The organism is Rhodococcus sp. GA1 (assembly GCF_024321955.1).
Taxonomy (GTDB): Bacteria; Actinomycetota; Actinomycetes; order Mycobacteriales; family Mycobacteriaceae; genus Rhodococcus; species Rhodococcus pyridinivorans.
The window spans coordinates 1,838,250-1,858,977 of the sequence record NZ_CP097186.1 but is presented as its reverse complement, the minus strand read 5'-3'; the positions used below and the strand labels follow the sequence as shown (position 1 = coordinate 1,858,977).

Annotated in this window: 23 protein-coding genes, 1 tRNA gene and 1 riboswitch; of the genes, 10 read left to right on the top strand and 14 right to left on the bottom strand. The window is 68.6% G+C overall.

Going from position 1 to position 20,728, the window contains the following annotated elements; genetic code table 11:
* Both M3330_RS08675 and M3330_RS08670 read right to left on the bottom strand, forming a co-directional pair.
* Positions 1–1,512 (bottom strand): trehalose-6-phosphate synthase, encoded by a 1,512-nt coding sequence (locus M3330_RS08675; RefSeq protein WP_006551888.1) that lies wholly within the window; start codon positions 1,510–1,512, stop codon positions 1–3.
* Positions 1,513–1,597: 85 nt separating this feature from the next.
* Complete coding sequence (locus tag M3330_RS08670; RefSeq protein WP_016692417.1) at positions 1,598–1,807, bottom strand: hypothetical protein; 210 nt, start codon at positions 1,805–1,807, stop codon at positions 1,598–1,600.
* 195 nt (positions 1,808–2,002) lie between these two features.
* Between M3330_RS08670 and M3330_RS08665 the strand changes: the two genes are divergently transcribed.
* The 3 genes from M3330_RS08665 (at position 2,003) to M3330_RS08655 (ending at position 4,662) form a co-directional block, all read left to right on the top strand.
* Entirely contained in the window at positions 2,003–2,803 is an 801-nt protein-coding gene (locus M3330_RS08665) for an alpha/beta fold hydrolase (RefSeq protein ID WP_006551886.1), read from the top strand.
* A gap of 234 nt (positions 2,804–3,037) precedes the next feature.
* A complete protein-coding gene (locus M3330_RS08660) occupies positions 3,038–4,429 on the top strand; it encodes a lysine N(6)-hydroxylase/L-ornithine N(5)-oxygenase family protein (protein ID WP_006551885.1) in 1,392 nt (463 codons plus the stop codon).
* Entirely contained in the window at positions 4,426–4,662 is a 237-nt protein-coding gene (locus tag M3330_RS08655) for an MbtH family protein (RefSeq protein ID WP_006551884.1), read from the top strand. The genes M3330_RS08660 and M3330_RS08655 overlap by 4 nt, the downstream gene beginning before the upstream one ends.
* Before the next feature lie 9 nt (positions 4,663–4,671).
* Here the strand turns inward: M3330_RS08655 and M3330_RS08650 are convergent, their stop codons facing one another.
* Positions 4,672–6,426, bottom strand: a complete 1,755-nt coding sequence (locus M3330_RS08650) for a threonine/serine exporter ThrE family protein (protein WP_255028520.1) — start codon at positions 6,424–6,426, stop codon at positions 4,672–4,674.
* A gap of 145 nt (positions 6,427–6,571) precedes the next feature.
* Here M3330_RS08650 and M3330_RS08645 point away from each other — a divergent pair.
* Positions 6,572–6,646: transfer RNA gene (locus tag M3330_RS08645), tRNA-Thr, on the top strand.
* Between the two features lie 32 nt (positions 6,647–6,678).
* Here M3330_RS08645 and M3330_RS08640 read toward each other — a convergent pair.
* From M3330_RS08640 to M3330_RS08625, 4 genes are all read right to left on the bottom strand, one after another.
* Positions 6,679–6,966: a hypothetical protein gene (locus M3330_RS08640; protein WP_255028518.1), complete on the bottom strand. Its 288-nt coding sequence runs from the start codon at positions 6,964–6,966 to the stop codon at positions 6,679–6,681.
* An 85-nt stretch (positions 6,967–7,051) separates the two neighbouring features.
* Positions 7,052–7,279 (bottom strand): hypothetical protein, encoded by a 228-nt coding sequence (locus M3330_RS08635; protein WP_255028516.1) that lies wholly within the window; start codon positions 7,277–7,279, stop codon positions 7,052–7,054.
* A gap of 122 nt (positions 7,280–7,401) precedes the next feature.
* Complete coding sequence (locus M3330_RS08630; protein ID WP_052227313.1) at positions 7,402–7,644, bottom strand: hypothetical protein; 243 nt, start codon at positions 7,642–7,644, stop codon at positions 7,402–7,404.
* 180 nt (positions 7,645–7,824) lie between these two features.
* The gene (locus M3330_RS08625; RefSeq protein WP_006551879.1) at positions 7,825–8,298 is read right to left on the bottom strand and encodes a general stress protein; all 474 of its coding nucleotides are present in this window, start codon (positions 8,296–8,298) and stop codon (positions 7,825–7,827) included.
* Positions 8,299–8,432: 134 nt separating this feature from the next.
* Between M3330_RS08625 and M3330_RS08620 the strand changes: the two genes are divergently transcribed.
* A complete protein-coding gene (locus tag M3330_RS08620; protein ID WP_006551878.1) occupies positions 8,433–9,044 on the top strand; it encodes a TetR/AcrR family transcriptional regulator in 612 nt (203 codons plus the stop codon).
* Between the two features lie 71 nt (positions 9,045–9,115).
* A complete protein-coding gene (locus tag M3330_RS08615; protein ID WP_006551877.1) occupies positions 9,116–9,985 on the top strand; it encodes a ribokinase in 870 nt (289 codons plus the stop codon).
* Positions 9,986–10,002: 17 nt separating this feature from the next.
* On the opposite strand, the gene M3330_RS08610 is transcribed toward M3330_RS08615, so the two are convergent.
* From M3330_RS08610 to M3330_RS08580, 7 genes are all read right to left on the bottom strand, one after another.
* Positions 10,003–10,833: a hypothetical protein gene (locus tag M3330_RS08610; protein ID WP_019290078.1), complete on the bottom strand. Its 831-nt coding sequence runs from the start codon at positions 10,831–10,833 to the stop codon at positions 10,003–10,005.
* Positions 10,834–10,895: 62 nt separating this feature from the next.
* Positions 10,896–11,210, bottom strand: coding sequence for a multidrug efflux SMR transporter (locus tag M3330_RS08605; RefSeq protein WP_006551875.1), 315 nt, complete (start codon positions 11,208–11,210; stop codon positions 10,896–10,898).
* Between the two features lie 13 nt (positions 11,211–11,223).
* Positions 11,224–11,289, bottom strand: a riboswitch (guanidine-III (ykkC-III) riboswitch).
* 40 nt (positions 11,290–11,329) lie between these two features.
* A complete protein-coding gene (locus M3330_RS08600; protein WP_255028502.1) occupies positions 11,330–11,536 on the bottom strand; it encodes a hypothetical protein in 207 nt (68 codons plus the stop codon).
* Positions 11,537–11,902: 366 nt separating this feature from the next.
* Entirely contained in the window at positions 11,903–13,402 is a 1,500-nt protein-coding gene (locus tag M3330_RS08595; protein ID WP_255028500.1) for an MDR family MFS transporter, read from the bottom strand.
* Between the two features lie 56 nt (positions 13,403–13,458).
* On the bottom strand, positions 13,459–13,884 hold the full coding sequence (locus M3330_RS08590; protein WP_006551872.1) for an HIT family protein: 426 nt from the start codon (positions 13,882–13,884) through the stop codon (positions 13,459–13,461).
* A gap of 25 nt (positions 13,885–13,909) precedes the next feature.
* Positions 13,910–14,425 carry a helix-turn-helix transcriptional regulator gene (locus M3330_RS08585; RefSeq protein WP_019290073.1) on the bottom strand — a complete coding sequence of 172 codons (516 nt, stop codon included), beginning with the start codon at positions 14,423–14,425 and terminating at the stop codon, positions 13,910–13,912.
* Positions 14,422–15,531 carry a serine hydrolase gene (locus M3330_RS08580; protein ID WP_219129910.1) on the bottom strand — a complete coding sequence of 370 codons (1,110 nt, stop codon included), beginning with the start codon at positions 15,529–15,531 and terminating at the stop codon, positions 14,422–14,424. Before M3330_RS08580 ends, M3330_RS08585 begins: the two co-directional genes overlap by 4 nt.
* Before the next feature lie 131 nt (positions 15,532–15,662).
* Between M3330_RS08580 and M3330_RS08575 the strand changes: the two genes are divergently transcribed.
* The 4 genes from M3330_RS08575 (at position 15,663) to M3330_RS08560 (ending at position 20,705) form a co-directional block, all read left to right on the top strand.
* A complete protein-coding gene (locus tag M3330_RS08575; protein WP_024102972.1) occupies positions 15,663–16,328 on the top strand; it encodes a nucleoside/nucleotide kinase family protein in 666 nt (221 codons plus the stop codon).
* Positions 16,329–16,338: 10 nt separating this feature from the next.
* Positions 16,339–17,592 carry a phosphoribosylamine--glycine ligase gene (gene purD / locus M3330_RS08570; RefSeq protein WP_219129911.1) on the top strand — a complete coding sequence of 418 codons (1,254 nt, stop codon included), beginning with the start codon at positions 16,339–16,341 and terminating at the stop codon, positions 17,590–17,592.
* 84 nt (positions 17,593–17,676) lie between these two features.
* Positions 17,677–19,473, top strand: a complete 1,797-nt coding sequence (locus tag M3330_RS08565; RefSeq protein WP_255028486.1) for a CocE/NonD family hydrolase — start codon at positions 17,677–17,679, stop codon at positions 19,471–19,473.
* Between the two features lie 32 nt (positions 19,474–19,505).
* Positions 19,506–20,705 (top strand): pyridoxal phosphate-dependent aminotransferase, encoded by a 1,200-nt coding sequence (locus M3330_RS08560; RefSeq protein ID WP_019290068.1) that lies wholly within the window; start codon positions 19,506–19,508, stop codon positions 20,703–20,705.
* The last annotated feature ends 23 nt before the right edge of the window (positions 20,706–20,728 follow it).

The following is a 20,728-nucleotide window of genomic DNA, read 5'->3' as shown; positions in this document are numbered from 1 at the left end:
TCAGGTGGGGTCGGGTTCGCCGGCCTCACCCGGCGCGATCAGCGCGCGTCCGGCGGCGCCGGTGTTGGCGAGGGTGTCGAGGAACGAACGGGCCCAGCGATCCACATCGTGCGTGAGCACCTGACGGCGCAGCGCACGCATCCTCTTGCGGCCGTCCTCGCGCGGCACCTCGATCGCGGCCTGGATCTTGTCCTTGACGTCCTCGAGGTCGTGCGGATTGCACTGGAACGACTGCCGCAGTTCGGCTGCGGCACCGGTGAACTCGCTGAGCACCAACGCGCCGCCGAGATCGCTGCGGCACGCGATGTACTCCTTGGCGACGAGGTTCATGCCGTCGCGCAAGGGGGTTACCAGCATGACGTCGGCCGCGACGAAGAACGCGATGAGCTCGTCGCGGGGGACCGGGCGGTGGATGTAGTGCACCACCGGACGCCCCACCTCGGCGTACTCACCGTTGATGCGACTGACCGTCCGCTCGATCTCGCCGCGCATGTGGACGTAGGAATCGACGCGCTCCCGGCTCGGGGTCGCGAGCTGCACCATCACGGTGTCCTTCGGGTCCATGCGACCCTCGGCGAGAAGTTCGTGCACCGCATCGAGCCGCACGTCGATGCCCTTGGTGTAGTCGAGGCGATCGACGCCGAGCAGAATCGTCTTCGGGTTGCCGAGTTCCTTGCGCAACGCCTTGGCGCGATCGCGGATGGCCTTGCTCCGCGACTGCTGGTCGAGCCGGCCCGATTCGATGGAGATGGGGAAAGCGCCGACGCGCACCGAGCGGAAGCCGACCTGGACCACGCCGAGCTTGGACCGGATGCCGATGTTACCGCGTGAGGTCTGGGCACCTGCCAGACGTCGGGCGAGATACAGGAAGTTCTGGGCACCCCCGGGAAGATGGAAGCCGATGAGGTCGGCGCCGAGGAGACCCTCCACGATCTCGGTGCGCCACGGCAGCTGCATGAACAGCTCGATCGGCGGGAACGGGATGTGCAGGAAGAAGCCGATCGTCAGATCGGGACGGAGCATCCGCAGCATCTTCGGCACCAGCTGCAGCTGGTAGTCCTGGATCCAGACGGTCGCGCCCTCCGAGGCGGCCTTCGCGGTCTCCTCGGCGAAGCGGCGGTTGATCTCGACGTAGGAGTTCCACCATTCGCGCCGGTACTCCGGACGCACGATCACGTCGTGGTAGAGCGGCCACAGCGTGGCGTTGGAGAACCCCTCGTAGTATTCGGCGATGTCCTCGGTGCTCAACCGCACCGAGTGCAGGGTCAGCCCGTCCTCGACGATGACGCCTGACTCGGCGTCGGCCACGCCGGCCCAGCCGACCCAGGCGCCGTTGTTCGAACGCAGGATCGGCTCGAGTGCGGTGACGAGCCCGCCCGGACTGCGCTTCCAGCGGGTGGTGCCGTCGCGAAGCCGTTCGAGGTCGACCGGCAGGCGATTGGCGACGACCACGAAGTCCGACCCGGCGTGCGAGTCGTGGTTCCCCGCTGCGTCCGCTTCGCCTGCTGTCACGTTGTGGTCCTCTTTCGGGGCCGGTGCCGTCGCCGGCCCGGCAGTGTGGGTGCCGACATCGGCACCGGGATGGGTGTCGAGCTCGTCAGTGCTTGTCGCTGGGACCGATGCCGAGCATCGACAGCAGCATGCGGCACTCGTCCGCGTTCTCTGCGTAGGCAGCGACGACTCGCTGCGCCTGTCGTGCGGTTTCGTCGGCGACGGGTTCGAGATCCTCGTCGGCGATGTCGTTCGCGGTGGTCGGGTCCGCGGCCATGATGTCCTCCCGGGGTCGCTGCTCTGTGCGAGCACGCATCGTCCTTCGACTCTAGGAGAATCGGACAGCTCGCCGCCACCCGCCTTCCGAGGGCGGTCCTGGCACGGTCCTGCACGTCTACGTCGCGGTACCGTAGGACGGTCGTGCAGTAGGTACACCGTGTGTGTTTCCGGCGCACGACGTCACAGCGCCGACCCGCGGCGCACAACCGCGCTCTCGTCGAGGAAGGTATTCATGCCCATTGCCACCGTGAACGGCATCCCGCTGAACTACCAGGTCAAGGGAACGGGCGATCTCGTCGTCCTCATCATGGGAACGGGTAGTCCGGGGCGCGTGTGGGATCTGCACCAGGTGCCCGCGCTCGTCGAGGCCGGCTACCGGGTCGCCACCTTCGACAACCGCGGCATCGCACCGTCGGGCGAGAGCCTCGGCGGCATGACCATCGACGACCTGGTGAAGGACACCGCCGGCCTGATCGAACTGCTCGGCGGCCCCGCCTACGTGATCGGCACGTCGATGGGTGCGCGTGTCGCGCAGGAGCTGACGCTCGCCCGTCCCGAACTCGTCCGCAAGGCCGTTTTCCTGGCCGGTCACGCCCGCATGGACCAATTCCAGCTGACGCTCACCGAGGGCGAGCGGCAGCTCTACGACAGCGGCGTCGAACTGCCGCCGAAGTATCAGGCCGCCGTCACGGCCGTGATGAATCTGTCGCCGGCCTCGCTGGCCGACGAGCACACCGCCCGCGACTGGCTCGACGTCTTCGAGTTCAGCGGCGGAAAGGTGTCGGCGGGCGTGCGCGCGCAGCTCGGCATGGACCGGGAGTTCGATCGGCGCGCGGCCTACCGCGGCATCACCGTGCCGTGCCTGGCCGTCGGATTCGCCGACGACCGGATGATCCCGGCCTATCTGTCGCGCGAGGTGGCGGACGCCATTCCGGGTGCGCGCTACGAGGAGATCCCGGACGCGGGGCACTACGGCTATCTCGAGCGGCCCGAGGCGGTCAACAAGATCCTGGTGGACTTCCTGGCTTCCTAGAGGAGTCCCTTCACACGGGAAATCGGCAGGCGGGCGCGGTGGGATCGGCGACGATCCACCGCGCCCGCCGTCGTCGAAATGCGACGAAGGTCCCTGTGATCCGGGAGATCGGGACGTCCCGCGGACCGTCGGGCACTGGTACGCTCACCGAACAAAGGTTAGCCTGAGCTACCTTCGAGTCTCGTACGAACCGATCACGGGCCCCTCCGGACCCCCTAGTACGGAAGTTGAGTGATGACCGACCGTTCCAGCCTTGTCGCCGATGACGCGGGGAGGTCGGAGGGCAACTCGCAAGGAGACGTCTTCGACCTCGTCGGTATCGGTTTCGGCCCCTCGAACCTGGCGCTCGCGATCGCCGTCGAGGAGCACAACACCGACAACCGCTCCTCGGCGATCCGGGCACGTTTCTTCGAACGTCGGTCGGCCTTCGCCTGGCACCCGGGCATGCTGCTCGAGGGCGCCACGATGCAGATCGCGTTCCCCAAAGATCTGGTCACCTTCCGCAACCCCGCGAGCTCGTACAGCTTCTTCTCCTACCTGCACGACCGTGGCCGTCTCGTGGACTTCGTCAACCACCAGACGTTCTTCCCCACACGTCACGAGTTCCAGGACTATCTGCAGTGGGCGGCCACGCGCGTCGACGCCGACGTCCGCTACGGAACCGAGGTCGTCTCGGTCGAGACCGTCCGCAACCACAACGGGGTCGCCGATCTGTTCGCCGTGCGGACCGCCGACGGCGCCGTCGTGTACGCGCACAGCGTCGTGGTCGGAGTCGGACTGCGTGCCCGGCTCCCGAAGTGGGCGACCGAGTCCGCCCGCTGCTTCCACAACCACCACTTCCTCTTCCACATCGAGGACATGCCGGAGCCGCAGCACCAGCGCTTCGTGGTGGTCGGTGCCGGGCAGAGCGCGGCCGAGGTCGTGCAGTACCTGCACACGCACTACCCGCAGGCCGAGGTCCACAACGTCTTCAACCGCTTCGGGTACAGCCCGGCCGACGACAGCCCGTACGCGAACCGCATCTTCGACCCGCAGGTCGTCGACGAACTGCACGCGGCCCCGCTGTCCGAGCGTGAGCGTCTGCTCGCCCTGCACCGCAGCACCAACTACTCGGTCGTCTCGCCCGAACTCATCGAGGCGCTCTACGCGACCGAATACCGCGAACGGGTGAGCGGTCGTCGCCGCTTGTTCATGCGTCGTGCCTCGGAGGTCGTGTCGGCGATCGAGAGCGAGGCGGGAGTCACCGTCGAGATCCGCGACAATCTCGAAGGCGACACCGAGACCCTCGAGTGCGATGCGGTGGTCCTCGCGACCGGCTTCGAGCCCACGCCTCTCGCGCCGCTGCTGGGTGATCTCGCGCCCGAGGCACCCGTTCTGTCCGTCGCCCGCGACTACCGTCTGCCGCTGCCCGAGAACGTCACGGCCGACGTCTACCTGCAGGGCGGAACCGAGAAGACACACGGTCTGACCGCGTCGTTGCTGTCCAACGCAGCGATCCGCGCGGGTGAGATCCTGACCTCGATCGTCGAACGCCGAGAGCTCCGTCTGCCCGGAGCCGGGGGAGGAATCGACGAGCTTGGTAGGATATCGGACCATCACACCTACGCAACAAGTGAGGCGAGATGAGCACGAATCCATTTGACGACGAAGACGGCCGCTTCTACGTCCTCATCAATGATGAGGAGCAGTACTCGCTGTGGCCGACCTTCGCCGAGGTTCCGCAGGGGTGGCGGGTGGTATTCGGCGAAGAGTCGCGCGCCGCTTGCGTCGAGTACGTCGAGCAGAATTGGACCGATATGCGTCCGAAGAGCCTTCGCGACGCAATGGAAGCCGACGAGAAGGCCCGCCAGGGCAGCTGAACGCTTCCGTCAGATCCGCCGAGAGTCACGCCCGCGCCGAAAGCGCAGCGTGGCTCTCGTCGTTTGTACGGACGATCCTGCCTCCCGGCCCGACGACGACCCGTGTGGGTCGAGAGGTATCGGGCCCGTGGCCAGGGGACCCGACGCGATCGGGCCCGTCGGTATCGGGCCCGTCGGTATCGGGCCGGTGGCGATCGGGCCGGTGGCGATCGGACCGGTGGCGATCGGACCCGTCGCGATGGGGCCCGTCGCGGGAGCTGTGGGTATCGGGCCGGTGTGCAGCGATCCCACCGGGATGGGACCCGTGGCGAGGCCGGGCGCCGGACGCCACACCGGGCGGTTCTTGTCGAGCCGGATCCGGGGGATCCGCCGCAGCTGCGGGCGACGCAGCGCGCCGACGCGGAGGACACCGCGCGGGTTGCGCGTGCGGCGGGCGAGCCATTCACCGAGCGTGACACCCGCGGCGAGCGCGCACCCGATACCGAACGCCGAGAACAGCGCCGTCATGCCGGTGGCCATCTGATTGCGGAGCATCGCGTACAGGCCGCGATAGAGGGCGAGACCGGGCAGCAGCGGCGTGATGCCGGCGACCGCGACGACCAGCGGTGGCGTGAGCGCGCGGCGGGCCATCAGACCACCGGCGAAACCGATGACGGTCGCGGCCAGCGCCGACGAGATGATCGGACCGAGCGACAACCCGAGCGCGAGCTGGTAGCCGAGGCTGCCGGTGGCGCCGGCGAGCGCGGCGACCGTGAGAGCGCGACGTTCGGCGTAGCAGGCGACGGCGTAGAACAACGCCGCCGCGGCACCGGCGAGGATCTTCGTCGGCAGCTGTGTGAGGTCGGGAAGTGCCTCGTAACTGATGAGAGGGAGTTCGGCGCCGAACACCGACGCGACCCGCAGGGTCGTCGCGACACCCGCGACGATGCCGCCCGTCATCATCAGCACTTCGAAGAAACGCGCCGACGCCGTGATGGGGGCCCCGGTGATGGCGTCCTGCACCGAACCCACGAGCGACAGACCGGACAGCAGCACCGTCACGCCGGCCGCGATGATCAGTCCCGGTGACACTTCGATCCCGATCGTCTCCCGTATCCCGTACAGCGTGATCGCCGGGGCTGTCGCGACGATGCCGCCCACCAGATGCTGGAAGAAGAACGGCAACCCGGCCGCGTTGAGTTTGCGGTTGACGCGGTCGATCACGAACGTCGAACCGAAGGCGACGAGCGCAACCAGCGCGTCGCCGCCGAGGAGCACGGAGATCGAGGCGGCCATCGCCGACCACGCGATCGTCGCCACCCAACGGTTGTACGGATGCGCCTTGGTGGTGATGGCGAGCAGTTCTTCGTGCGCCTGCGCCGGGGAGATCGCGTCGCGGCGGACGCGGCGGGTCAGACGGTCGACGGCCGCGAGCCGCGTGAAGTCCATCGAGCGGTAGTGCACCACCCGCATCGTGCTCGACGGCGGCATGGTCGGTCCGCGATAGGCCGACAGCACGATCGAGTTGTAGGTGACGTCGACGTCGCACTGCGCCAGACCATAGGTGGCAGCGACGAACCGCACCTGTTCGGCGGTGTCGATCGCGCCGGTGCCCGAGGCGAGCAGGACCTCACCGACACGCACGGCGACGTCGAGCGCCTCGGCGACCACTGCATCGTCGGTCAGATCGATCGGCTGCAGTGGCGCCGGCGCCTCGGTGACCGCGTCGATGGTCGCGCGGCGGGTACCGAGAACCCGATCGAGGAAGTCGTCGAAGCGGCTCACCGTCCGCGGCCTCCGGTACGGCTGGGGGAAACGGGGAGGGTGGGCATGCAATCCACCGTAACGAAGGCGGGTGGGTGCGCGCCGAGAGTGTGACGCGCTATATGATGGCGTCGCTCACGCGTCGTCCGCGACCGTCGAGTTCTGTGCCTCCTTAGCTCAGTGGTAGAGCACTCGCCTTGTAAGCGAGCGGTCGTCAGTTCAATCCTGACAGGGGGCTCCAGTAGGGCCCGTCGCGTACCGCGCGGGCCTGTTTCATCCGGTGCTGCTGTGAACCGCTGCGAAGACCACGAACACGGCGAACAGTGCCGCGACGCCGAGGCACGCACCGAACAGAGCTTCGCGGCGATGCGTCGCCGTGCCCCTGTCGACCCGTTCGAGACCGATCCATCCGCACACCACTGCGACCAGACCTGCGGGGATCGCGACGAAGTCGCCGATGACGGGTACGAAGGCGAAGACGAGCGCGACGATCCCTGCGGTCAGTGCCGTGTTTCCGGCGCCGTTGCGGGGCGGGACCGGGGTGAAGCGGTCTGCGGTCATCGTCCCTCGATCCGGGAGGCACACATGCACGGGCGGGTGTTCGCCCGGACCGGATCCCTGTCCCGTCGAAGGCGAGAAGGACAATTTACATCGGAAGACGGGGCTCCGGGAGGGTTGCCGGGCCGTTGCCGTCCTGCTCCGGCCGGTGGTGTTCACCGAGGCGGCGTGCTCGGCGCTCGGACAGGTCGATCACCGGCGCAATCGTGTGCGGCGCCTCGTGGAGGTCGTGCGCCGCGGCGACGCGCCCGAATGCGAGGGCGACCACCGGGGATGCCGCGGGCCATCCGAGCAGCGGCCAACCGATCCAGGTCATATCCGGAGAACGGTTCGGGCGCACGGAGCGTCAACGGATCCGCCGCAGTTCACCCGGTTGTTCACCCTCCGCATGTCACTGCAGGGGCGTGTGAATACGGAAGTGACGAAATGGATCGGATATCAGGACTTCGAGGATTCGAATGCGTCCATATCGACGAATATCAGCCGTCCGTCGTCGAGCGCCACAGCCCAGCGGCGCACGCGCGCCCAGTCGCGACCCAGCTTGTCGCCCACGGCTTCCTGTGCTGGACCGAAGTCTTCGACGATCGTGCCGGGACAGGCCCTGGTGCCCGCGACACCCGCGCGTACGACGACCTTCGAGCCCACAGCAGGCTTCGGGGGAGTATTCGACGATCCGGCCATAACTCGAATCATGCCATCAGTGGAAAGAATCGACCGGGCAAACACGGATTATCCGCATCGGACGAATGTGGCGATTCGGGTGGAATATCCCTTTCGTGTTGTTCTTTCCACCAGAAACGACTTCGCCCACGCCGGTCGGCGTGGGCGAAGAGGTTCTCGAATCGGAGAAACAATGGCCGGTCAGCGCAGTGCGAGCTTCTCGCGCGCCTGATCGACGAACTCGGAATCGACCATGAGGTCGTAGCGCGAGGCCTCGATGCTCTTTCTCGAGACGAAGTCGCGGCGTCCCCCGGTGCTCCAGTGGGTGAAGAAGCCGAGTGATCCGCCCCACACCGCGCCGAAGACGACAGCGGTGAGGATCACGGTGGCCATGCCGGTGGCAGGCAGGAGCAGTGCCAGGAGCAGACCGAAGAGCAAGCCCGTCCAGACGCCTGCGGCGGCGCCGCGAAGGGCGGCCTTGCCGTTGGTCATGCGGCCTTCGATGTGTTCGACGGTGGTGACTCCCTGGCCCACGACCCGCAGGTACTCGACGGGAAAGCCTTCGTCGGACAGGTGGTCGATGGCCCTCTCGACGGCGTCGTAGGTGCGGTAGCTCTCGAGGACGGTTTCGGATTCGGTGTAGTGCCCGGGTGTCGGTGCGTAGATATCTGTCATGCGTTCCCCTTCGTCGACGATTGGAACGATACGCTCATCGTAGCGTATCGTTTCGTAGTGTTTGATTCGGGGTCGCCTTGTCGGGGAGACTCGGGAATCCTGCGGGTGTATGCCCGCGCGAGGAGGATGTAGACATGGTGGGCGAGGTCGAGACGGAATCCGTGGCCCTGACGTCGCGGCGCCCCGTCAAGGAGCGTGCCGGGACCGACGCGCGCATCGTGAAGGCCGCGCTCGAGATCCTGCGGCTTCACGGGCCCAACCGCGTCACCGTCGAGGCGGTCGCGGCGCTGTCGGGCGTCGCGAAGACGACGATCTACCGGCGCTACGCGAACCGTGAGGAGATCCTCGACGCGGCATTGCACTCGCAGGTCGCCTCCCCGTGCGTGCCCGACGGGCTGTGCGTCTACGACCGCGTCAAATGGACCCTCGAGCTGATCCGTCGCGGACTGTCGAACGAAGTGGGCATGGGCAGTGTCGGCGCACTGCTCACCGACCAGGAACCCGAGTTCACCGAGTCGATCCGGGAGATCATCAACGCCCGGAGCGAGGTCGTCGCCGACGTGCTCCGCACCGCGATCGAGTCGGGCGCGATCCGCAAGGACATCGACGTCGACACCGCCGTCTCGATGCTCGTCGGCGCGTATCTCGGCGCCTACCTGCGTCACGGCGAGGTGGGGGAGTCCTGGGCGGACGAGGTCGTCCACATCGTCTGCCCCGAACTGGAACCGGACCCGCAGGCGCAGTGATCGTAGGCCCGCCCTTCGGGTCGATCGATCGTAGGCCCGCCCCGCAGGTCGATCGGTCGTAGGCTCGACCCGTGACCGAGTCGAGTCGATGCGTGGTGGCGGTCGTGGGATCGCTGAACCTCGACCTGACGGTCGTCGTGGCACGTGCTCCCGAAGAAGGTGAGACGGTACTCGGCCGGCATCTGCGCACCTATCCGGGAGGCAAGGGCGCGAACCAGGCCATCGGTGCTGCCCGCCTGGCTCCCACCGCCATCGTCGGCGCGGTGGGCAGCGATCATGCCGCTGACGTACTGCGCGGCGTGCAACAGAGGGCAGGGGTCGACACCTCCCATCTGCGCACCACACCGGGCCCGACCGGCCGGGCCGTCATCCTCGTCTCCGACGACGGGCAGAACCGGATCGTCGTCGTACCCGAGGCCAATTCGTTGCTCGAGGCCGAGGACGTGACCGCAGCACTCGATGCCCTCGATCCCGCGGTGGTGCTCACCCAACTCGAGCTGCTCCCCGCAGTGACCTGGGCCGCCGCCCAGTGGGCGCGCGATCACGACCGCCGGTTCGTGCTCAATCCGAGCCCGGTGATCGACCTGGACGAATACGTTCTCGCCGGCGCCGATCCGCTCGTACTCAACGAGCAGGAAGCCCTGCACTACGCGGGTCTTCCCGCAGGGACCCCCTTCGACGCGATCGTGACCCGCCTGCTCGAACAGGTGCGCACCGTGGTGATCACCCGTGGTGGGGAGGACGTCGTGGTCGGAACCGAGGACGCGATCGAACATCTGCGGGTCCCGCAGGTCGAGGTCGTCGACACGACGGGGGCGGGCGATCATTTCGCCGGCACGCTCGCCGCGTTGCTCGGCACGGGGGAGGACCTGTTCGCGGCAGCGCGCCGAGCATCGGCCGACGCTGCCCGGCTGGTCGCATCCCGCCGCTCCGATCGCTGACACGGCGAGGAACCACGTCAGGGCGGCGGAAGCAGCTCGCCCTTGCCGCTGCGCAACCAGCGCCCGGGAAGCCGGCCGGCGAGGTCGCCGAGCGGACCGACGGCCCCGCGCAGCAGCTCGACCGTTTCCTGCAACATGTCGATGCTCGCGTTCATCTGCGAGATGCCGGGCGTGAGATGCGCGAGGGTCTCCGAGAGCGAGACGATCTGATCGAGCGGACCGCCCTCGGCGAGCAGTCGTTCGAGAGCGCCCCGTTCGGAGAGCAGGACGTCGAGGACGCCGCCCTGGGCGAGGGCCCGCTCGACGACCCCACCGGGCCGGATCGCCACATCGACGATGCCGCCCGGCGCGGTGAGCCGTTCCACCGCGCCGTCCTGGGCGAGCAGCCGTTCGAGCGGGCCGTCGTGCGCGGTGAGGCGATCGAGCAGACCCCCTTCCGACACGAGACGGTCGAGGGCACCGTCGTCGGCGAGGATCCGGTCGAGGGGACCACCCGGTGCGGTGAGCCGGTCGACGGGTCCGCCCGGTTCGAGCAACCGATCGAGCAGGCCACCCGGCTCGGTGAGCCGATCCACGGGACCGCCCGGCGCGAGCAGCCGGTCGAGGGGACCGCCGGGACGCAACGCGTGACCGAGTCCACGGTCCTCCGACGTGAGCTTCGAGATCTGCTGCAGCAGACCCACCGAACTGCGGGTGTCGGGCAGGCCGACCGCGCCGAGCGCGGAGTAGGTGGTGGGCGACACCGCGACCCGCACGGTGCCGACGACCGTCTCGGCGACGCTCAGGGCGACCTCTGCGGCGGTCAGACCCACACGCACCGGCATCACGAGTACGGACCCGAGGTTCATGGAACCGACTGTAACGGTCAGTGCTCGAGAACGTCAGTCCGAGAACGTGAGGCCCGAGAACGTCAGTGCACGAGTTTGAGACCGACCACGCACAGCACGATGCCCGCGATCAGTGCGAGCTTCAGCAGCGAGGCGGTCTCGGTGCCGGTGACCATCGCATATCCGACCGTGAGAGCGGCGCCGATACCCACCCAGATCGCGTAGGACGTCCCGACCGGCAGGGTGCGCAGGGCATACGCGAGCCCGGCCATGCTCAGGACGAGGGCGACGACGAACACCAGTGTCGGGGTGAGCCGGCTGAAACCGGCAGATCTGCCGAGGGCTGTAGCCCACACGGCTTCGAGCACACCGGAGAGGACGAGAACGATCCAGGCCATGACGTACAACGCTCCTGCACCGTCTTGTCGCTGGCCGGGTACGGTGCGCTCGTCCGGGAGGCCGACCGGCGGCCACCTCCGTCGAGGTTAGGAATTCCGGGCGAGTATTGGCAAATTGCTCAGGACACGCGCAGTAGCTGCGATTCCTGCGCAATCACCGTGCACGAACATCCGCCGTCCAGTTCGATGCAGTCGAGAACGAGGGTGTGCCGCACGATCTCGAAGTCGACGCAGTCGGGTTCGGTGCAGTCGACCCGAGTATCGGCGTGGAGCACGAGAGTGCCGTGGCAGTGGTCGACATCGTGGTTGCACTGTGAACACGTCATGCATCACTTGATAGCACTGCCGTCGGACAGGTTCTCCGAGCTCATACATGGGGATCACGGACGTGGTCGGGAAGGCCCCGCGGAACGCGTGGTCGTTGTTCGTCGCCGAGCCCGCACTCGGCCTGCTCGACGCCGTCTTCGGCGGGGTGCCCGCACCCATCGTCCGCACGGCCTACCGCCTCACCGCGATCGAACGCGAGATCCAGCATCCGTCCGGCAGCGCCGCACGCGACACCTCGTGGGTCGAACTGGACGCCTTCCTCCACGAACCGTGTGCGGACAGCAACGCGCCGGCCGCCACGCTTCCCGTCGAACAGGGAAGTCGTGACGACCGGCGCGTGAGTGCCGGGCGGTGTGTACTGCCGGCTAGTGCGTTCCGGCGGTCTCGGGGGCCGACACCTCCACCGCATCCGCCTCGGGCTCCGGGGCCCGTCGGACGAACAGGGAGCCGACGACTGCGATCACCGCGATCGCCGCGCCCCCCGTGAACGCGCCGTGGACACCGTCCGCGAGCGCACCGGCGGGATCGCCCGCGCTCTCGGCGCCCGCGACGGTCGTGCGGGTCAGCACCGTGATGAACAACGCCGTACCGGCCGCACCGGCGATCTGCTGCATGGTGCTGACGATGGCGCTGCCGTGGGAGTACAACCGCCGCGGCAGCGCTCCGAGTGCCGAGGTCAGCAGCGGCGAGAACATCAACGCGAGGCCGATGTTGAGCAGCACGTGCCAGGCGATGACCGTGCCGATCGTGGTGGTCGCGTCGAAGGTCGTCATGCCCCACATCGCGACGCAGGCGATGATCGCGCCCGGTGCGACGAGCGGCCGCGGACCGAACCGGTCGAACAGGCGTCCGACGATGTAGCCGAGCAGACCCATGACCAGACCACCGGGCAGCAGCATCAGGCCGGTGGTCAGCGTCGACTGACCCAGCACGTTCTGCAGGTAGATCGGCAGCAGGATGAGGGTGCCGAACAGCGACATCATGCTTACCGAGACGAGTGCAACCGCGAGCGAGAACGCCGGGGTACGGAACGCTCGCATGTCCAGCAGGGCGCCGTCGCCGAGGCGGATCTGACGCAGGACGAAGACCGTCAGCGACGCGATGCCGACGACCAGCGGCAGCCACGGCGGCATGAGCGGATCGCCCTCGGCGGCCTCACCGAGACTGCTCAGACCGAAGACGAGACCGCTGAACCCGAGGGCCGACAACACCACCGACGGGGCGTCGAGCGGAACCGCGACCGGTTCGGTGACGCTGCGGATCCAGCTCAGGCCGAGCGCCGTCGCGACGACCGCGATCGGCAGCACCAGCCAGAACATCCACCGCCAGCTCAGCTGGTCGAGCACGACGCCACCGATGGTCGGGCCGACCGCGGGAGCGACCGCGATGACGATCGAGATCACGCCCATCGTGCGACCGCGACGATCGGCGGGAACCAGGTTGAGCACCGTCGTGAACAGCAGCGGCAACATCACCGCGGTGCCCACGGCCTGGACGACACGACCCAGCACGAGGACCGGGAAGATCGGGGCACTCGCGGCGATCAGGGTGCCGAGCAGGAAGCTGCCCATCGCGATCGCGAAGACCGTGCGCAGCGACAGCCGGGTGAGCAGGTAACCCGTGATCGGGATGACGACGGCCATGGTCAGCATGAACGCCGTGGTGAGCCATTGGGCGGTGGCTGCGCCGACGTCGAACTCGACCATCAGCTTCGGCAGCGCGACGCTCATGATCGTCTCGTTGAGGATGACGACGAATGCGGCCCCGACGAGAACGGCGATCAGAAGACCGGCGCGCGGTGCGGCAGCGGCCTGCGGCTCGGCCGTACCGGCCGGGGCTGGGGAACTCGGTGGAGTAGAAGACACGAGGAACACAACGGGATACCGGTCGGAATTGTTCCGCCGATATCCCGTCGAGCGGATCAGTCGGGGACGTGCTCGCCGTGACCCTGTTCGCGCAGGGCGTCCTTGATCTTGCGATGCGCGCGGTCGAGCGATTCGGGCGACGGATCCTTCTCTGCCGTCGCGAAATCGAAGTCGCCGAGGGAGTAGGCGGGGAAGACGTGCAGGTGCAGGTGGGGGACCTCCAGGCCGGCGATCATCAGGCCGGCGCGCGGGGCGTCGAAGGCGGCGGTGACGGCGCGACCGAGGATGCGGGCGACGTCGTTCACCTTCGCCCACAGGTCGTCGTCCACGCTCTGCCAGTGATCGACCTCCTGCCGTGGCACGACCAGCACGTGCCCCTCGGTGAAAGGGTTGATGGTCAGGAAGGAGACGACGTCGTCGTCCTGCCAGACGAAACGGCCCGGCAGTTCACCGGCGATGATCTTGCTGAACACGGAAGTCATACCGGGAGGATAAGGGACACCGGGTTCACCGGAGCTGTTCCCCGACATCGGCCGCCGCGACGGTGAGGACCAGCAGCGGCACGACCTTCTCCGGCGCGATCCGGTAGCGGTTTCGGCTTCCCTGCTCGACCACCCGCGCAGCCGACAGAGCCCGGAGATGGTGGTAGAGCCGGCCGGTCGACGTGAGGTCGGTGGCCTCCTGGAGTTCGGTGGCGGTGGCGGGCCCGCGCAGCAGAGTCCGCACGATCGCCAGCCTCGCGGGGTTGCCCAAGGCGTCGAGGACGGCGGCGACGGGAACGGGATCGAGTGCGAGGGATGCGCCCGCGTCGTACTCGATGTTCCAGCGGACGTGGCCGTGCAGGGAGACGAAGCCCCCGTAGGTCACGGACCCCGTGCTTCCTGCCACGTCCGCCACGGGACCGGTGCCACCGGGACCGTCCCCGGCGCCCCGGCGGGTCGCGTCGCCCTCGAGGATCCGCACACGGCGTTCGAGATCCGCGAGCCGGGCCTCGTACTCGTCGTTCACGTCGCCGTCGCTCACATCGCGCAGCGTATCCGCTCGAGAAAATCGGGATCGTTCGCTGCCGCGGCGAGCATCTCCTGATGGGCGAACGATTCGAGGGCTTCCGCGTAGTCGCTGTCCGACATGCCGGACGCGAGCATCACCGTGGTCGCGATCGTGTCGTCATCGCGGCGGAAGGTGACTGCGTCGGTGAGGATGCCGGGCAGGCTACCGCCCTTGAATCCGACTCCCTCGAATCCCGGAACCGTGGACGGTTGCCATTCGAGGTGGGTACGCGCGAGGTCGCCGCCGGCACCGAACGAACCGTCGGCGATCGCGCGATGCAGGGCGGTGAGCTCGGCGGCCGATCCGGTGTTGTCGAAACGCTGGACGCGGTCGACCCGGGCGAACAAATCCTCCGGCGCCGGGTGCTGCACCGCTTCGGCGCGGTAGGCGGGTTCGGAGGCGTAGCGGCGCGCGGCGTCCCAGACCGCCGACGAATCGTCGAGTGTCGGGTCGAGCAGCGCGAGCGTGTTGCCGAGCATCGTCGGCGGCGTGAAGTCGTCCCAGCCGCCCTGGGCGGCGGCCTCGCGCAGCGCGTCGTCGCCGAGGCGGTCGCGCAGGTAGTCGGGGACCGCGTTGTCGCTCTCCTGGATCATCGCCGACACCATCTCGTCGAGAGTGACGGTGTCCTCCGGGTCGTTCACACCGAGCCGTTCGAGAGCCCGGGGGTGTGCGCCGCCGTCGGTGCCCGGGAGATGCCAGCGTTCCCAGTCGGCGAGCGGTACGCGCTCGTCGGGGGAGAGTTCACCGGCTGCGACGGCGCGGGCATAGGCGGCGAGATGCACGACCTTCACAGCCGACGCGAGCGGTTGCCGCTCGTCGGGTCGTTGTTCGAAGGTCCCGCCGTTGCCGTCGTCGACCGCGATGGCGACCGTGTCGGGGTTCTCGGCGAGGTAGCCGATCCAGCCTTCGGCGGTGCTCACGTCCGCGGCGGGGGTGGGCATGCATTCACCGGCCGGGGCGGACGCGTCCGCCCCGACCGGTGCAGGGATGTCGGACTCCGGTGGAGTGCTCTGCCCGCATCCGGCCAGAGCGATCACGACGCTCGTCGCGGCGAGGGTGGTTCCGATCCTGTTCGGCATGGCGGTATCCGTCCGTGTCGGGGTGACAGTTCGAAATTCCGAACTTTCGAAATAACGATAGATCAGTCGGGTGGGCGTGTCGAGAGCTCACGGCGACTCCGACGGTCGCGGGCGGTCGTATCGTCGGGCTCATGGAAGGTGACGGGAGCGTGCGGGAGGCGCCGCTGCGCGTGCTCGTGGACGAACTCGTCACACACGTCCTCGTCGGGCTTCCCGCGGATCGGCGCACGGTCGTCGGTCTGTGCGGGCCGCCGGGTGCCGGGAAGAGTCGCGCCACGGCGCTGCTCGTCTACGCCCTCCGATGCGCGGGGGTCTCCACCGGACAGGTGCCGATGGACGGCTACCACCTGTCCAACCGGCAGCTCGACACCTTCGGCGCGCGGGACCGGAAGGGGGCGCCCGACACCTTCGACGTGGCCGGCTTCCGCGACATGCTGAGTCGGGTGCGGCAGTGCCGCGACGAGACGATCTACGCCCCGGATTTCTCCCGGCCGCTCGACGAACCGATCGCGGCGGTGCACGCTGTGCCGGCCGATGCCCGGGTGATCGTCACCGAGGGCAACTACCTGATGTTCGAGACCGGGGGATGGGAACACATCCGCCCGCTGCTCGACCTCGTCATCTACATCGACGCACCCCGCCGCACGCTCACGCGACGTCTCGTGCGCCGGCACCGCCACCACGGACGGGACGAGGACGGCGCACGCGAATGGGTGCGGACCGTCGATCTGCCCAATGCGGAAGCCGTTCAGCGCACGCGTTCCCGCGCCGATCTCGTGTGGAGACCGGTCCCGTAGTCTGTCCTGCGTGCGCGTACTCGTTATCGGCTCCGGTGCCCGTGAACATGCTCTTGCTCTCGCCCTGTCCCGCGACCCCGGCGTGACCGCCGTGCTGGCCGCGCCGGGCAACCCCGGTATCGCGAACGTCGCCGAGCTGTTCCCCGTCGATGCGGCCTCCGCCGACAACGTCGTCGCCCTCGCCACCGGGCAGAAGGCCGACCTCGTCGTCATAGGTCCCGAGGTTCCGCTCGTCCTCGGGGTCGCCGATGCCGTCCGCGCCGCGGGCATCCCCTGCTTCGGACCGTCCGCCGCCGCCGCACGCATCGAGGGATCGAAGGCGTTCGCGAAGGACGTCATGGCCGCCGCCGGTGTGCGCACCGCCCACAGCGAGGTCGTCGACACACCCGCGACCCTCGACGAGGCGCTCGACCGGTTCGGACCGACCTGGGTGGTCAAGGACGACGGTCTCGCTGCCGGTAAGGGCGTCGTCGTCACCACCGATCGCGCCGCCGCCCGCGACCACGCCGCCGAGATCCTCGAGAACGGGCACCCCGTCCTGCTGGAGTCCTTCCTCGACGGCCCCGAAGTCTCGCTGTTCTGCCTCGTCGACGGCGAGACGGTCGTGCCGCTGCTCCCGGCGCAGGACCACAAGCGCGTCGGCGAGGACGACACCGGCCCCAACACCGGTGGCATGGGTGCCTACACGCCGCTGCCGTGGTTGCCCGAGGGTAGCGTCGAGCGGATCGTCTCCGAGGTCGTGGAGCCCGTCGCGGCCGAGATGGTGCGCCGCGGATGCGGTTTCTCCGGACTGCTCTACGCGGGTCTGGCGATGGGCGCCGAGGGCCCGGCCGTGGTCGAGTTCAACTGCCGTTTCGGCGACCCGGAGACCCAGGCCGTGCTCGCTCTGCTCGAGTCCCCGCTGGGCGAGGCCCTGAAGGCGGTCGCCGCCGGCACGCTCGCCGAGCTTCCGCCGCTGCGCTGGAAGGACGGCGCCGCGGTGACCGTGGTGCTCGCCGCCGAGTACTACCCGTCCACCCCGCGCACCGGCGATGTGATCACCGGCGCCGAGGGCGACACGGTGCTGCACGCCGGCACGAAGCGTCGCGAGGACGGCGCGCTGGTCTCCGCAGGTGGGCGCGTGCTCAACGTGATCGGTGTGGGTGCCGATCTCGCGTCCGCGCGCGAGGCCGCTTATGATCGGCTCGCCGACGTCAAGCTGCCGGGCGGTCACTTCCGCCGCGACATCGGTCTGGCGGCCGTCGAGGGCCGGATCTCGGTCTAGCCTTTCACTCTCGTCCTTCACCCTTGCACCTACCGGGTGTATGTTGCACACTCGGTGCATTTCGATGCCGCCAGGGGTGACTGCATGGTTTCTCGAAGACGAACGCCGACGCCGGACCCGACACCGCTACGGCACCACCACGTCGTCGTCCACGGGTTGCCGGACGACGTCCTCGTCGAGCGCGACGTGCCCATCCGCACGGGCGACGGCACCGTACTGAGAGCCGACGTCTACCGTCCTGCCGACTCCGGTGAGCACGACCGCTGCCCCGTGCTGGTCGCCGTCACCCCCTACGGCAAGGACGCCGGCGTCGACCGGTATCCCGTCGACTTCGACGACCTCGCCGAATCCGGCAACCACGTCGGCGATCTCGAGATCAGTGACTGCACCTCCTTCGAAGCACCGGACCCCGCCTACTGGGTTCCTCGCGGCTACGTCCTCGTCGTCGCGGACATGCGCGGTCATCACGCTAGCGGCGGCCGTCCCCGCCTGCTGCTCGGCCGGGCCGCGCTCGACTGCGCGTCCGTCGTGGAATGGGCCGGTGGTCAGGAGTGGAGCAACGGCCGCGTCGGCCTCGCCGGCGCCGACTATCTCGCCACACTGCAGTGGTACACCGCCGCGCTCAACCCGCCCTGTCTCGCGGCCATCGCACCCTGGGAAGGTGTGAGCGATCCCTGCCGCGACATCCTCACCCAGGGCGGCATCCCCGAGACCCGCTACAGCGAGTTCTGGTACAGCGCGATGAACACCGGGGCCCGCTGCGGCGCCGCCTCCCTCCGGCGGTTCACTGCGTGGTTGCGGCGCCGTTTCCCCGACTTCTTCCGTCACCTCGCCCCGCCGCCCCGGCTCGAGGACGTCACCGTGCCCGCGCTCGTCGGCGTCTCGTGGTCCGATCAGGGCCCACGCGCCCGCGGGTCGGTCGAGGGTTACCGCCGCATCGCGTCGGAGCACAAGTGGCTCTACACCCACGGCCGGAAGATGTGGCAGACCTTCTACGGCAACGAGGCCCTCGACTACCAGCGACGATTCTTCGACCGCTTCCTCAAGGACGAGGACAACGGCTTCGAGGACACCCCGCGCATCCGTCTCGAGACCCGCCACGACCTGCGCACCTATTCCGAACGCTTCGAATCCGAGTGGCCGGTCCCCGACACCCGTTACGTCGCATTCCACCTCGACCACGCGAACGCCGACCTGAGCACCACCCCGTGCGAGAGCAGCCAGTTCCGCCGCACCTTCCCCGTCGCGGGCGACGAACTCGTCTTCACCCACACCTTCGACGAGGACACCGAGATCACCGGGCACGCGGCGCTGCGTTTGTGGGTGCAGGCGAAGGACGCCAACGACATGGACCTGTTCGTCGGGCTCGCCAAGCGCGACGAGCACGGCCGCGACGTGTGGTTCGAAGGCCACGGCGGCTACGAGAAGGGATTCGTCGCCCACGGGTGGATGCGGGTCTCGCGGCGGGCGCTGGACCCGGAGGCCTCCACCGCCTACCGGCCCGTCCACGACCAGACGAAGTACTGGCCGTTGCTGCCCGACCAGATCGTGCCCGTCGACATCGAGATCATGCCGCACAGCACCTTCTTCGAAGCCGGATCGAGCCTCGTGCTCGTCATCGCCGGCCACGACCTCGACGAGAACCCACGCGTCGGGCACGATCGCACCATCAACAAGGGCTTCCACATCGTGCACGCCGGCGGACAGTTCGACTCGCATCTGCTGTTGCCGGTCGTGCCGCAACCGACGCCGGAACCCGACGCGGCGGCCACCGACGCGGAGGCCACCGACGCGGAGGCCACGCAGGTGAAGGTCGTCGATCGTCAGGACTATCCGATCGCGTGGGGTGCCCTCACCCGACTTCAGCGCGTCCGGCTCTGACGAACGACGCGGGGCGTACTACCGTCGTCGACGTGCGCCCCGAATCCCAACGCTCCGGTATCGAGACGTTCCATGTCATGGATGTGTGGAAGGCGGCCGCCGAGCGGCAGCGCAGCCACGGCGACGTCCTGAGTCTCGCCGCCGGACAACCGTCGACCCCCGCACCCGCTCCCGTGCTCCGGGCCGCCAACCTGGCGATCGATGCGGAACTGCTGGGTTACACGGAGACCTTCGGCATCCTGCCGCTGCGCGAGGAGATCGCGGCGTACCACCGCCACAAGTACGGCATCGACGTCGACGCGGACGACGTCGTCGTCACCACCGGCTCGTCCGGCGCCTTCACCCTGGTGTTCCTCGCGGCCTTCGACGTCGGCGACACCGTGGTCGTCGCCCGCCCCGGCTACCCGGCCTACCGCAACACCCTCGCCGCGCTCGGTTGTCGTGTCGTCGAACTCGACTGCGGTCCGCAGACCCGCTACCAGCCCACCGTCGCGATGCTCGAGGAACTCGACGCTCCGCCTGCGGGAATCGTCGTCGCCAGCCCCGCCAACCCGACCGGCACGATGATCGAACCGTCCGAGCTCGCGGCGCTCGCGCGCTGGTGTGACGAGCACGGCAGCCTGCTCATCTCCGACGAGATCTACCACGGCATCGAGTTCGGCACCGTCCGGTCCGAGACCGGTGAGGGCACCGGATCACCGGCGACCTCGACGGCGTGGGCGACCTCGCGCGACTCGGTGGTGATCGGCTCGGTGTCGAAGTACTTCTCGATGACCGGTTGGCGGCTCGGCTGGATGCTCGCGCCCGAGACGATGCGTCCGGCTCTGCAGCGACTCGCGTCGAACATGACGGTGTGCCCGCCGTCGGTCTCGCAGTTCGCGGCGGTCGAGGCGTTCGGCACCGAGGCCCGCACCGAACTCGACGGGCACGTCTCCCGCTACGCGGTGAACCGGGAACTGCTGCTCGAAGGGCTGCCGGATCTCGGCATCACGAAACTCGCACCGGCAGACGGCGCCTTCTACGTCTACGCCGACATCGGCCATCTGCTCGACGGCGAGAACTCGACGGCGTGGTGCGCGCGGCTGCTCCACGACACCGGGCTCGCGCTCGCACCGGGCGTCGACTTCGACACCGTGCGCGGCGGCGAGACCGTGCGGCTGTCGTTCGCGGGTTCGACTGCCGACGTCACCGCGGCGCTCGACCGGCTCGCGGCCTGGCTGCCCGTCTCCTGAACGCCGTGCCGGACCGCCGCGGC